This is a genomic window from Pseudomonas sp. PVC-5-1, from assembly GCF_057444345.1.
Genome location: NZ_CM172024.1, coordinates 4341685 through 4353048, shown reverse-complemented (window position 1 = coordinate 4353048; position 11364 = coordinate 4341685). Strand labels below are relative to the sequence as shown.

General features: G+C 63.3%; 11 protein-coding genes, 1 tRNA gene and 1 pseudogene. 9 read left to right on the top strand and 4 right to left on the bottom strand.

The annotated features are described in order from the left end of the window. Positions 1-97: 97 nt before the first annotated feature. Together AC2T3R_RS19915 and nadA are read left to right on the top strand one after the other, a co-directional pair. On the top strand, positions 98-1606 hold the full coding sequence (locus tag AC2T3R_RS19915) for a YdgA family protein (protein WP_486744163.1): 1509 nt from the start codon (positions 98-100) through the stop codon (positions 1604-1606). Positions 1607-1903: 297 nt separating this feature from the next. Then, the gene (nadA, locus tag AC2T3R_RS19910) at positions 1904-2962 is read left to right on the top strand and encodes a quinolinate synthase NadA (protein WP_003254747.1); all 1059 of its coding nucleotides are present in this window, start codon (positions 1904-1906) and stop codon (positions 2960-2962) included. A 108-nt stretch (positions 2963-3070) separates the two neighbouring features. On the opposite strand, the gene AC2T3R_RS19905 is transcribed toward nadA, so the two are convergent. Continuing rightward, the gene (locus tag AC2T3R_RS19905; protein ID WP_013973796.1) at positions 3071-4507 is read right to left on the bottom strand and encodes a M48 family metalloprotease; all 1437 of its coding nucleotides are present in this window, start codon (positions 4505-4507) and stop codon (positions 3071-3073) included. Between the two features lie 122 nt (positions 4508-4629). Here AC2T3R_RS19905 and AC2T3R_RS19900 point away from each other — a divergent pair, with 122 nt between their 5' ends. Together AC2T3R_RS19900 and AC2T3R_RS19895 are read left to right on the top strand one after the other, a co-directional pair. Next, on the top strand, positions 4630-4869 hold the full coding sequence (locus AC2T3R_RS19900) for a sulfurtransferase TusA family protein (protein WP_004375233.1): 240 nt from the start codon (positions 4630-4632) through the stop codon (positions 4867-4869). Between the two features lie 19 nt (positions 4870-4888). Next, complete coding sequence (locus AC2T3R_RS19895; protein WP_015271461.1) at positions 4889-5959, top strand: AI-2E family transporter; 1071 nt, start codon at positions 4889-4891, stop codon at positions 5957-5959. 114 nt (positions 5960-6073) lie between these two features. On the opposite strand, the gene AC2T3R_RS19890 is transcribed toward AC2T3R_RS19895, so the two are convergent. Both AC2T3R_RS19890 and AC2T3R_RS19885 read right to left on the bottom strand, forming a co-directional pair. Next, positions 6074-6547 (bottom strand): peroxiredoxin, encoded by a 474-nt coding sequence (locus AC2T3R_RS19890; RefSeq protein WP_004375231.1) that lies wholly within the window; start codon positions 6545-6547, stop codon positions 6074-6076. Between the two features lie 11 nt (positions 6548-6558). After that, the gene (locus AC2T3R_RS19885) at positions 6559-7119 is read right to left on the bottom strand and encodes a glycine cleavage system transcriptional repressor (protein WP_013973793.1); all 561 of its coding nucleotides are present in this window, start codon (positions 7117-7119) and stop codon (positions 6559-6561) included. Between the two features lie 259 nt (positions 7120-7378). Here AC2T3R_RS19885 and dapA point away from each other — a divergent pair, with 259 nt between their 5' ends. The 5 genes from dapA to AC2T3R_RS19860 all read left to right on the top strand — a co-directional run bounded on the left by dapA (position 7379) and on the right by AC2T3R_RS19860 (position 11083). Continuing rightward, positions 7379-8266: a 4-hydroxy-tetrahydrodipicolinate synthase gene (gene dapA, locus AC2T3R_RS19880; RefSeq protein ID WP_486744162.1), complete on the top strand. Its 888-nt coding sequence runs from the start codon at positions 7379-7381 to the stop codon at positions 8264-8266. A 15-nt stretch (positions 8267-8281) separates the two neighbouring features. Then, a complete protein-coding gene (gene bamC, locus AC2T3R_RS19875; RefSeq protein WP_004375223.1) occupies positions 8282-9403 on the top strand; it encodes an NlpB/DapX family lipoprotein in 1122 nt (373 codons plus the stop codon). Continuing rightward, complete coding sequence (locus tag AC2T3R_RS19870) at positions 9404-10162, top strand: MBL fold metallo-hydrolase (protein WP_015271459.1); 759 nt, start codon at positions 9404-9406, stop codon at positions 10160-10162. It begins immediately after the preceding gene. Positions 10163-10192: 30 nt separating this feature from the next. Further along, complete coding sequence (gene purC, locus AC2T3R_RS19865; protein ID WP_004375217.1) at positions 10193-10903, top strand: phosphoribosylaminoimidazolesuccinocarboxamide synthase; 711 nt, start codon at positions 10193-10195, stop codon at positions 10901-10903. A gap of 90 nt (positions 10904-10993) precedes the next feature. Next, a tRNA-Ser gene (locus AC2T3R_RS19860) sits at positions 10994-11083 on the top strand. Between the two features lie 167 nt (positions 11084-11250). Here AC2T3R_RS19860 and AC2T3R_RS19855 read toward each other — a convergent pair. Then, a pseudogene (locus tag AC2T3R_RS19855) lies at positions 11251-11331 on the bottom strand (chloride channel protein); the annotation flags it as partial. Between the last annotated feature and the right edge of the window lie 33 nt (positions 11332-11364).

The window sequence follows — 11364 nt, the reverse complement described above, 5'->3', positions numbered from 1 at the left end:
TGGCCAGCGCCAGGGCTGGGCGGCAGTGGTACTCTTGGCGTCCTGTGTGGCCCTTGGCCGCCTACGAAGCCCATATGGACAGCAATCGGTTCTATTCATGAAGAAATCAGTTGGCATCCTTTCCGGCCTGGCTATCGCCATCGCCGTCGCAACCACCGCTGGCGCCTGGTACACCGGCAAGCAGCTGCCTGCGGAGCTGGACAACGCCCTGGTCCGCAGCAACGCGGAACTCAAGAAGGCCCTGGTGAGCACCGGTGGCAGCATGAGCATCGAACGGGTGTCGCTGGAGCAGCATTTCTTCAGCAGTACCGCCCAGTACCGGCTCAAGGCCCGCGATATCAACCTGGGCGAAGGCGAAGTGGTGAATTTCGACGTTGGCGTGACCGACCAGATCGAGCACGGCCCGTTCCCCTGGTCGCGGGTAAAGGCACTGAAGCTGATGCCGGTGCTGGCAGTCAGCAACAGCACGCTGCAGAAGGACGACGCCACCGCGCCGTGGTTCGCCGCAGCGGGCGAGCAGGCCCCGGTCAGCGCACAGACCAGCCTGGGCTACGACGGCAATGTGGTCAGCCAGGTGCACCTGGCCCCGGTCAAGCTCGACGAAGCGGATGGCAACAGCCTCGACTTCTCGGGCATGCAACTGCAAGTCAGTGGTGACCAGGAAGGCAAGGCCTCGAGCTTCCACGGCCAGGCCGATCGGTTCGTGATGAAACTGGTACGCGATGACCAGCCGCCTGCCACCTTCGAGCTCAATGGGCTGAAGGTCGGCGGCCAACTGGCGGCCACCGCGCACGAGGCCATCTACGTTGGCAACGTCGACCTGGCACTGGCCGAAACCAAGGTCACCCTGGGGCCGAAACAGCAGGTGCTGGTGGTCAAGGGGCTGGAGCAGAACGCCCTGCAAACCCTTGAGGGCCCGGATACCGTGGGTGGCCGCGTGGAGTACAAGGTCGGGGATATCACCTGGGATGGCCGTGCGGTGGGCAAGGCGCAGATGGCGGTGAGCATCACGTCGGTCAACGCGCCGGCGCTACAGGCGTTGTCGACGTGGTACCAGGCGCACCTGCCGGAATTCGAGGCCGCAGCTGCCGCTGGCCAGCCGGTGCCGGAAATCCAGATGGACGATGAGGAGAAGGCCAGGTTCCAGGGCGAGCTGCAGAAACTGCTGGCTGCCAAGCCCCGGGTGGCGGTGGAAAACCTGTCGTTCAGGACTGCCAATGGTGAAAGCCGCTTCGACCTGTCGATGGGCTTCGCCGCCCCGGCCAGCTTCGACCTGCCGCCTGACCAGTTGAGCAAGCAACTTATCACCGAGGTGAAGAGCAAGCTGTCGTTGTCCAAGCCGATGATCGGTGACCTGGCAACCTTGCAGGCACTGCTGGATGGCCAGACCGACGCCCAGGTCATTGCCATGCAATCGAGCCAGGCCGGGGAAATGGTCGGCATGATGGCGCTGCAGAGCGGCATGGCCACTGTGCAGGGCAATGATGTGGTGAGCAGCCTGCACTATGCCGACGGCATGGTCGACTTCAACGGCAAGAAGATGACCGTGGAAGAGTTCGCCATGCTCATGGCGGCGCAGCTGGCGGCCCTGTCGCCGCAGGGCTGATCGGCTAAGCCTGTACCGGCCCTATCGCCGGCAAGCCGGCTCCCACAGGGATTGCACAAATGTTGCTGGCAGTAGTGATCCTGTGGGAGCTGGCTTGCCGGCGATAGGGCCAGCACAGGCAACACAAAAACCACTTTAGAATTCGCTGGATTGTCTGTAGCCTTCGGCCTCCGATAATAATCCGCGCCCGCAGAGGGCCGTGGCGGCCTTTGGGCCGTCCGGCACCCTTAGCCGATCTGTCAGGGCCGGGTGATACACTCGATTTGACGCGCGCACGCGCCTGCAGGTCCAGCGATCATGACCCAGATTTCCGAACGCCTGTTGGTTCAGGCCCACCTCGACGCCAAGCAGCCAAACCCGCTGACAGCCGAGCAGGAGGCCGAATACCGTGCGGCCATCGCTGCCGAGCTCAAGGCCCAGAACGCCGTGCTGGTCGCCCACTATTACTGTGACCCGGTCATCCAGGCGCTGGCCGAAGAAACCGGCGGTTGCGTGTCCGACTCGCTGGAAATGGCCCGTTTCGGCAAGAACCACCCGGCCGAAACCGTGATCGTTGCCGGTGTGCGCTTCATGGGCGAGACGGCGAAAATCCTAACCCCGGAAAAGCGCGTGCTGATGCCCACCCTGGAGGCCACCTGTTCGCTCGATCTGGGCTGCCCGGTGGAAGAGTTCTCGGCCTTCTGTGACCAGCACCCCGAGCGCACCGTGGTGGTCTACGCCAACACTTCCGCAGCCGTGAAGGCCCGTGCCGACTGGGTGGTGACCTCGAGCTGCGCGCTGGAAATCGTCGAAAGCCTGATGGACAACGGCGAAACCATCATCTGGGGCCCGGACCAGCACTTGGGGCGTTACATCCAGAAGCAAACCGGTGCCGACATGCTGCTGTGGGACGGTGCCTGCATCGTTCACGAAGAGTTCAAGTCACGGCAGTTGGCCGACATGAAGGCGCTGTACCCGGATGCGGCGATTCTGGTGCACCCCGAGTCGCCTGAAGCGGTGATCGAGCTGGCCGACGCGGTGGGCTCCACCAGCCAGCTGATCAAGGCTGCCCAGACCCTGCCGAACAAGACCTTCATCGTTGCCACCGACCGCGGCATCTTCTACAAGATGCAGCAGCTGTGCCCGGACAAGGAGTTCGTCGAAGCCCCCACCGCCGGTAACGGCGCGGCGTGCCGCAGCTGCGCGCACTGCCCGTGGATGGCGATGAACACCCTGGAGCGTGTACTGGATTGCCTGCGTAATGGCACGAACGAGATCTTTGTCGATCCGGCGCTGGTGCCGAAGGCGATCAAGCCGTTGAACCGGATGCTGGACTTTACCCAGGCAGCGCGCCTGAAGTTGTCCGGTAACGCCTGACGCCAGACCGAGTCGCTTTCTTCGCGGGCACGCCCGCTCCCTCAGGTACTGCACCGCCCTTACAAGCGGTGCAGTACCTGTGGGAGCGGGCGTGCCCGCGAATGGCCCTCAACGCCCCATCATTTCCTGAACCATGCGCTTCTGCTCCATGATCTCGCGCTGGCGCTGGTCAATCTGTGCTGCCAGCGGGAAGTTCCCGCCCGACCGGCGCTTGGCGTAATCCAGCTGCTGGATGGCCTGGTCGAAATCGCCCACCAGGGTGAAGTACTCGGCCCGCGCCCGGTGCAAGCCAATGGTATTGCCCGAAAGGCCCCGCACTTCGGCCATGTCGTACCACACGTCCGGGTCATCCGGCCGGCTCTTCACCAGTTCGTTCAGCACCTTTTCCGCCTCGGCGGGCTTGTTCAGTTTCACCAGCAGATCGGCACGCACCTGCTTCAGCGGGTAGTTGCCCGGGTACAACCCCTGCATGCGTTCAGCACGCTGCTGCGCGTCGGCCAGGCGGTTGTTGGTGATGTCCAGGTCGATCTGCGCCAGGTTGTAGGTAATGTCGTTGGGCGCCTTGGCCAGCAGCGGCTTGAGCAGTTCACGCGCCTCGTTCAGCTGGCCGCCCTTGATCTGCGCCAGGGCCAGGCCGTAACGCGCGGCGTCCAGCTTGGGGTCTTCGTCCAGCTGGGCGCGGAAGCGTTTGGCCGCCAGCCCCGGGGTGCCTTCGTAGGTCAGCGCCACCCGGGCACGGATCAGCTGGTAGCGCATGCTGTCCTCGACGCCGCCCTTGGGGGCCTGCTCGGCACGGTTGCGGGTGTCGGCGATACGCGACTCGGTTACCGGGTGAGTCAGCAGGAATTCCGGCGGCTTGGCGTCGTAGCGGTACTGCCGGGCCAGGCGCTCGAACATGGTCGGCATGTTGCGTGGGTCGTAGCCGGCCTTTTCCAGGTTCTGGATGCCGATACGGTCGGCTTCCTGTTCGTTCTGCCGCGAGAAGCGCCGCTGTTCCTGGATCGCCGCCGCCTGGGTGCCGGCGATCACACCGATACCGGCATCACCGCCGCCACCGGCCGCCAGCACGATACCGGCCAGCAGCGCCGCCATCATCGGCAGTTGCATGCGCTGCTGGGCCTCGACGCCGCGGGCGAAGTGGCGCTGCGACAAGTGCGCCAGTTCGTGGGCCAGTACCGAGGCGTACTCGCCTTCCGTCTGGGCGTTGAGGAACAGCCCGCCGTTTACCCCGACGATGCCGCCCGGGGCGGCAAAGGCGTTGAGCTCACGGCTATCGATGAGGATGAATTCCAGGCGGCGGTCCTGCAGCTGGCTGGTTTCGGCCAGGCGGTACACGCTGGTCTCGACGTAGTCCTTCAGCTGCGGGTCGTTGAGCTGGTTGACCTGGCCGCGCAGCAGGCTCAGCCAGGCACGGCCGAGCTGGTGCTCCTGTTGCGGCGAGACGATCGCGGAACTGGCATCACCCAGTGATGGCAGGTCGTCAGCATGGCCGGGAAGGGCCAATAGGCAGGCCAGCGTCAGCAGGGTAGGGCGCAGTAGATTCATGCATGAAGCTCGCGTCGGTCAAAGATACCTACTGTAGCGGGCTCACACGTTGGCGACCAGTGGCGCTATCCTAGCCGGCCAAATCCAGATACAGCCTGGTAATGCCTTTGGAGAGTTCCGCAATGAGTGAAACCCTGACCTGTGACGCCGAACTGGACGCCAGCGGGCTGAATTGCCCTTTGCCGCTGCTGAAGGCCAAGATGGAGCTCAACCGCCTGGCCAGCGGCGCGGTGCTCAAGGTAATCGCCACCGACGCCGGCTCCCAGCGCGACTTCCGCACTTTCGCCCAGTTGGCCGGTCATACCCTGCTGCGGGAAACGGCCGAGGCCGGTACCTACACTTACTGGCTACGCAAGGCCTGAGTCTTTCCAAGGATCGTCAATGTTCAAAGTGCTTCGCGACTGGATGCAGCGCTACTTCTCCGATGAGGAAGCGGTGGTGCTGGCGGTCCTGTTGTTCCTGGCTTTTACTGCGGTACTCACCCTGGGTGGCATGCTTGCGCCGGTGCTGGCGGGCATGGTGCTGGCGTTTCTGATGCAGGGGCTGGTCAATGCCCTGGAGCGCTTGCGGGTACCCACCCGGTTGGCGGTGATGCTGGTGTTCGCCCTGTTCATGGGCGCGCTGGCGGTGTTCATGCTGGTGCTGGTGCCACTGCTTTGGCACCAGTTGATCACCCTGTTCAACGAGCTGCCGGGCATGCTCGGCAAGTGGCAGTCGCTGCTGTTGCTGTTGCCCGAGCGCTATCCGCACCTGGTGTCGGACGAGCAGGTGCTGCATGCCATCGAGTCGGTGCGCGGGGAAATCGGCAAGTTCGGCCAGTGGGCGCTGACCTTCTCGCTATCGAGCCTGCCGCTGCTGGTCAACGCCATGATCTATCTGGTGCTTGTGCCGATCCTGGTGTTTTTCTTTCTCAAGGACCGCGAACTGATCGGCCGTTGGGTCAGCGGCTACCTGCCACGTCAGCGCAGCCTGCTGAACCGGGTGGGCAGCGAGATGAACCGGCAGATCGCAAACTACATCCGCGGCAAGGGCATCGAGATCCTGATCTGCGGCATTGCCACCTACATCGCCTTCATCAGCCTGGGGCTCAACTACGCCGCGTTGCTGGCGCTGCTGGTGGGGCTGTCGGTGGTGGTGCCTTACGTGGGCGCGGTTGTGGTGACCGTGCCGGTGACGTTGATCGCACTGTTCCAGTGGGGCTGGGGTGACCAGTTCATCTACCTGATGACGGTGTACGCGATCATCCAGGCGCTGGACGGCAACGTGCTGGTGCCGCTGCTGTTCTCCGAGGCGGTGAGCCTGCACCCGGTGGCGATCATTTGCGCGGTGTTGCTGTTTGGCGGGTTGTGGGGGTTCTGGGGGATCTTCTTTGCCATCCCGCTGGCGACCTTGATCAAGGCCGTGCTGGATGCCTGGCCGCGGCAGGAGCCTAGTGTGTCACCGATGCTGTAATTTTGGGGCTGCTTTGCAGCCCATCGCGACACAAGGCCGCTCCTACAGGGATACGCGATTTCCTGTAGGAGCGGCCTTGTGTCGCGAAAGGGGCGCAAAGCGCCCCCAACGATCTCAAGCCTTGTTCAGGGCCTGGGCAGCAGCCAGTACTGCATCCACATGCCCTGGCACCTTCACCCCGCGCCATTCGTGGCGCAGCACACCGTCCTTGTCGATCAGGAAGGTGCTGCGGTCAACGCCCATATATTCCTTGCCATACAGCTTCTTCAGCTTGATCACATCGAACAGCTGGCACAGGGCTTCGTCCTTGTCGCTGATCAGCTCGAACGGGAAGCCTTGCTTGGCCTTGAAGTTCTCGTGCGACTTGATGCCATCGCGCGACACGCCGAACACCACGGTGTTGGCTGCGGCAAAGGCATCGTGCTGGTCACGAAAACCCTGGCCCTCGGTGGTGCAGCCCGGGGTACTGTCCTTCGGGTAGAAGTACACCACCACCTGCCGGCCCTTGAGCTCGGCCAGGCTGACGGTTTGCCCGCTGGTGGCCTGGGCCTGGAAGTCGGCAACGGGTTGGTCGAGTGCTACGGCCATGGTTGGTTTCCTTACATTGGGTTCTGTGGACGCCATGGCTCGATCAGCGCATCGAGGTTCAGGGCATCGGCAAAGTCCAGGAACTGGTCACGCAGCCAGCTGATCTGGGTGCCGGCAGGCAGAATCACGGTGAACTGGGCGTTGAGCATGCTGCTGCCGGTCTGCGGTGCCAGGTAGGTATCGCAGGTCATGGCTTCCAGCTCGACGCGGTGGTCGAGGAAGAACTGGCACAGCTCGTTGATGATGTCCGGCCGGTAGGCGGCGCTGACGTAGGCGACGTAGGGCAGGGCCTGCGGGCGCACTTCCTGGTCGGCGCTGCGCACCACGTCCAGGGTCAGGCCGTGCTTCTTGCCCAGGCCCGGCAGCATGGCTTCGAGGCGTGCCAGGGCGTCCCAGCTGCCACCTACCTGCAGTACCAGGGCGCTGGTCTCGCCGTGGCGGCTCAGGCGCGAGGTGACCACCGCGCAGCGGTTCTCGAACGCAGCGCGGCTGAGGACGTTGGCCAGTTCCATGGGGTTCGGGCCCAGGGCACTGATGACAAGGAATTGTTCGCGGACGGTGGGGGTGGACATGCAGCATTCCTAAAGCGATGAGCGGTCGGCACAGGACGGGCGAAAGCCTCCTGTCGGCAGGGCCCGGGGCTCGCATGCGAGGTCGTGGACGCTGGCGGGGAGCAAGGTCGACGGCCCGGCGGGCCGCGCTGCACCGATCAAAGCATCAAGGGTAGCGAAATAAGGCGCCGAGGGGAATGCTCCGCCCGCCTGCTTCGCTTGTGCAAGGCCGATGCCCCCAGTACCATTACCGCTCTCTTTTTCCGGCAGGAGCAGTTACATGATTGCGGGCAGTATGGTGGCATTGGTCACTCCCATGGATGCACAAGGGCGTCTTGACTGGGACAGCCTCGACAAACTTGTAGACTTCCACCTGGAAAACGGCACCCATGCGATCGTCGCTGTCGGCACCACCGGTGAGTCCGCCACGCTGGATGTCGAAGAACACATCCTGGTCATCAAGCACGTGGTTGAGCGCGTCAAGCGCAGCAGCCGCCGCATCCCGGTCATCGCCGGCACCGGTGCCAACTCCACTGCCGAAGCCGTGCACCTGACCCAGAACGCCAAGAATGCCGGCGCCGACGCCTGCCTGCTGGTGGTACCGTATTACAACAAGCCGACGCAAGAAGGCCTGTACCAGCACTTCAAGCACATCGCCGAAGCCGTCGACATCCCGCAGATTCTCTACAACGTACCCGGCCGCACCTCCTGCGACATGCAGGCCGATACCGTGATCCGCCTGTCGAAGGTCAAGAACATCATCGGCATCAAGGAAGCCACCGGCGACCTGGTACGCGCCAAGGCCATCCTCGATGGCGTCGACAAAGACTTCATCGTCATGTCCGGCGACGACCCGACCGCCGTCGAGCTGATCCTGATGGGCGGCAAAGGCAACATCTCCGTCACCGCCAACGTCGCCCCGCGCGAAATGGCCGACCTGTGCGAGGCCGCCCTTGCGGGCAATGCCGAGAAGGCCCGCGCAATCAACGAAAAACTCATGCCGCTGCACAAGGACCTGTTCTGCGAGTCCAATCCGATCCCGGTGAAATGGGCGCTCGTCGAAATGGGCCTGATGCACAAAGGCATTCGCCTGCCGCTGACCTGGCTGAGCGAAGGCTGCCACGAAAAAGTCCGTACTGCCTTGCGCCAGTCCGGCGTACTGGTTTAAGAGGAAGTACACCGCATGAAGCGACTGGCTGGTCTTTCCGCCCTTGCCCTGATCATTTCCAGCACCAGTGGGTGTGGCTGGCTGTGGGGCGAGGATGGCTATTTCCGCGACCGCGGCAGCGATTACCTGCAAGCGCGCCCGACTGCGCCGATGCAGCTGCCGCCGGACGCCAGCAACGTCAAGCGCCTTGACCCGCTGCTGCCGATCCCACGCAACGTCGCCGACGACAGCGCCACCGGCGAATTCGAGGTGCCTCGCCCGCAACCGATGACCGGTGGCGCCGCCCAGGTTACCGACTACAGCCTGCAGCGCAGCGGCAGCAGCCGTTGGGTGCTGGCCCAGCATTCGCCGGCCGAAGTATGGCCGGTGGCTCGCCAGTTCTTCGAGGACAACGGCTTCCGCATCGCCGAAGAGCGTCCGCAGACCGGCGAATTCAACACCACCTGGCAGCGTTTCGACGAACTGTCGGCATCGCTCGGCCAGCGCCTGGCCAGCACTGCCAGCAGCGCTGACAGTGAAGTGCGCGTGCGTGTGCGCATGGAGCCTGGCGTGCAGCGCAACACCTCCGAGGTGTATGTGGTCAGCGTCGAGCGCCCGGCCGGCAGCACTGCCGAGCCCGATTTCCCGTCCACCTCCAGCAACACCGGTGCCGATGCCCTGCTGGTCGACGAAATGCTTGCCAGCATGAACCGCAGCGCCGAGAAGGGCGGTTCGGTATCGCTGCTGGCCGCGCGCGATTTCGATGCGCCAAGCCGCGTCAGCCTGAGCGAAGACGGCAGCGGCAACCCGGTGCTGTACCTGGGCGCCGACCTGGACCGCGCGTGGTCCAGCGTGGGTCGTGCCCTGGAGCAGGGGGGCGAGTGGCGTGTCGAGGACATCAACCGCAGCCTTGGCCTGTACTACATCAACCTGTCTGAAAAGCCTGAAGACAAGCAGAACCAGCCTGGCTTCTTCGGCCGCATGTTCGGCAGCGAACCGACCAAGGAAGAGCGTGAAGCCCGTGCCGAGCGCTACCAGGTTCGCCTGAGCAAGGTGGGTGAGAGCGTGCAGGTCACGGTCGAGAAGAACATCAACACTGTGGCCCCGGCCGATGTCGCCCGCCGCGTGCTGAGCGCCATTCAGGACCACCTGGGCTAAGTGCGCTTCGCGGTACTCGGAAGCGGCAGCCAGGGAAACGGCACGCTGATCGCCAGTGGTGACACGTTCATCCTGGTCGATTGCGGGTTCTCCCTGCGCGAGACCGAGCGGCGCCTGGCGCTGCTCGGCGTGTCGGCGGCACAGCTCAGTGCGGTACTGGTCACCCACGAACATGCCGACCACGTGCATGGGGTCGGCTTGCTGTCACGGCGCTACAATGTACCGGTCTACCTCAGCCAGGGGACCTTGCGCGGCATGCGCAAGCCGGTGGAGGTGGCCGGTTTTCTCGCTTGTGGCCAAAGCCTGCGTATCGGCAGCCTGGAAGTGACCGCGGCGCGGGTCGAGCACGACGCCTACGAGCCGCTGCAGTACGTGGTCAGCGACGGCCAGCGGCGCTTCGGCATGCTGACCGACCTGGGCTCGTACGACGCGCTGCTGCTGGAGCGTTACCAGGGCCTGGATGCGCTGCTGATCGAGGCCAACCACTGCCGCGACCTGCTGGCACGCGGTCACTACCCGGCCTTCCTGAAGCAGCGGGTGGGTGGCATGCAAGGACATTTGAACAATCACCAGGCCGCGCGCCTGGTACACGAGTTGGGCTGGAGCAACCTGCAACACCTGGTGCTGGCCCACCTCAGCAGCAAGAACAACCTGCCACACTTGGCTCGCCAGTGCTTCGTCGACACCCTTGGGTGCGACCCGGACTGGCTCCAGGTGGCGAATCAGGAACACGGGCTCGACTGGCGTGAAATCGCCTAGCCCAACACCTCAAGCAAGCGGAGCCCAATCATGGAAAAACGCGACGAACTCTACCGCGGCAAGGCCAAATCGGTTTACAAGACCGACGACGCCGACCGCTTGATCCTGCTGTTCCGTAACGACACTTCGGCGTTCGACGGCAAGCGCATCGAACAGCTCGACCGCAAAGGCATGGTGAACAACAAGTTCAACGCCTTCATCATGCAGAAACTGGAAGAAGCCGGTGTGCCGACCCAGTTCGACAAGCTGCTGGGCGACAACGAGTGCCTGGTGAAGAAGCTGGACATGATCCCGGTCGAGTGCGTGGTGCGCAACTACGCCGCCGGCAGCCTGGTCAAGCGCCTGGGCGTGGAGGAGGGCATCAAGCTGGAGCCGTCCACCTTCGAACTGTTCCTGAAGAACGACGAGAAGGGCGACCCCTTCATCAACGAATCCCACGTTGTCGCGTTTGGCTGGGGCACTGCCGAGCAGCTGGCCGAAATGAAAAAGCTGTCGCTGAAAGTCAACGAAGTGCTGAGCAAGCTGTTTGATGACGCCGGCCTGCTGCTGGTCGACTTCAAGCTGGAATTCGGCGTATTCCATGGCCAGATCGTGCTGGGCGACGAGTTCAGCCCGGACGGCTGCCGCCTGTGGGACAAAGAGACCCGCAAGAAGATGGACAAGGACCGCTTCCGTCAGGGCCTGGGCGACGTTATCGAAGCCTACGAAGAAGTTGCCAAGCGCCTGGGCGTGCCGCTGTAAGCGGTGCGTTCACGCAAGCGCCTGATACCACGCGATTTTTTTAAAAAAAGGTTTGCGTTTTAAAAGAACGCTGGTATGATGCGCGGCATTGGAGAGATGCCGGAGTGGTCGAACGGGACGGATTCGAAATCCGTTGTACTGGCAACAGTACCTAGGGTTCAAATCCCTATCTCTCCGCCATACGCGAAGTAAGCGAAGCCCCCGAAAACGTTAAAGTTTTCGGGGGCTTTGTCGTTTCTGGCCATTGGGTTAGGGCAAATTCAGGGCAGAAATTTAACATGCGAGGCCGTGTCCGGCACAGCTTTCGGCAAAGAGCACCGGCGTTGCTCGAACGTGCGGCTTGGTTACTCAATGGCAAACACCATACCGGCCAGAGGCGCGTTTAAGGCCGCCGCAATGCCCGCTGCGCCCCCGGCAAGTATCGAACCCCACTTGCGTGATAGAAGTGGGTCGCCAGTCAG

What these genes read in the sequence shown, in the direction of transcription:
- AC2T3R_RS19895 (WP_015271461.1), top strand. Translation starts at nt 4,889, where the DNA reads ATGTTCAAAGTGCTTCGCGACTGGATGCAGCGCTACTTCTCCGATGAG.
- purC (WP_004375217.1), top strand. Translation starts at nt 10,193, where the DNA reads ATGGAAAAACGCGACGAACTCTACCGCGGCAAGGCCAAATCGGTTTAC.
- AC2T3R_RS19885 (WP_013973793.1), bottom strand. Translation starts at nt 7,119, where the DNA reads ATGTCCACCCCCACCGTCCGCGAACAATTCCTTGTCATCAGTGCCCTG.
- nadA (WP_003254747.1), top strand. Translation starts at nt 1,904, where the DNA reads ATGACCCAGATTTCCGAACGCCTGTTGGTTCAGGCCCACCTCGACGCC.
- AC2T3R_RS19890 (WP_004375231.1), bottom strand. Translation starts at nt 6,547, where the DNA reads ATGGCCGTAGCACTCGACCAACCCGTTGCCGACTTCCAGGCCCAGGCC.
- dapA (WP_486744162.1), top strand. Translation starts at nt 7,379, where the DNA reads ATGATTGCGGGCAGTATGGTGGCATTGGTCACTCCCATGGATGCACAA.
- AC2T3R_RS19915 (WP_486744163.1), top strand. Translation starts at nt 98, where the DNA reads ATGAAGAAATCAGTTGGCATCCTTTCCGGCCTGGCTATCGCCATCGCC.
- AC2T3R_RS19905 (WP_013973796.1), bottom strand. Translation starts at nt 4,507, where the DNA reads ATGAATCTACTGCGCCCTACCCTGCTGACGCTGGCCTGCCTATTGGCC.
- AC2T3R_RS19900 (WP_004375233.1), top strand. Translation starts at nt 4,630, where the DNA reads ATGAGTGAAACCCTGACCTGTGACGCCGAACTGGACGCCAGCGGGCTG.
- bamC (WP_004375223.1), top strand. Translation starts at nt 8,282, where the DNA reads ATGAAGCGACTGGCTGGTCTTTCCGCCCTTGCCCTGATCATTTCCAGC.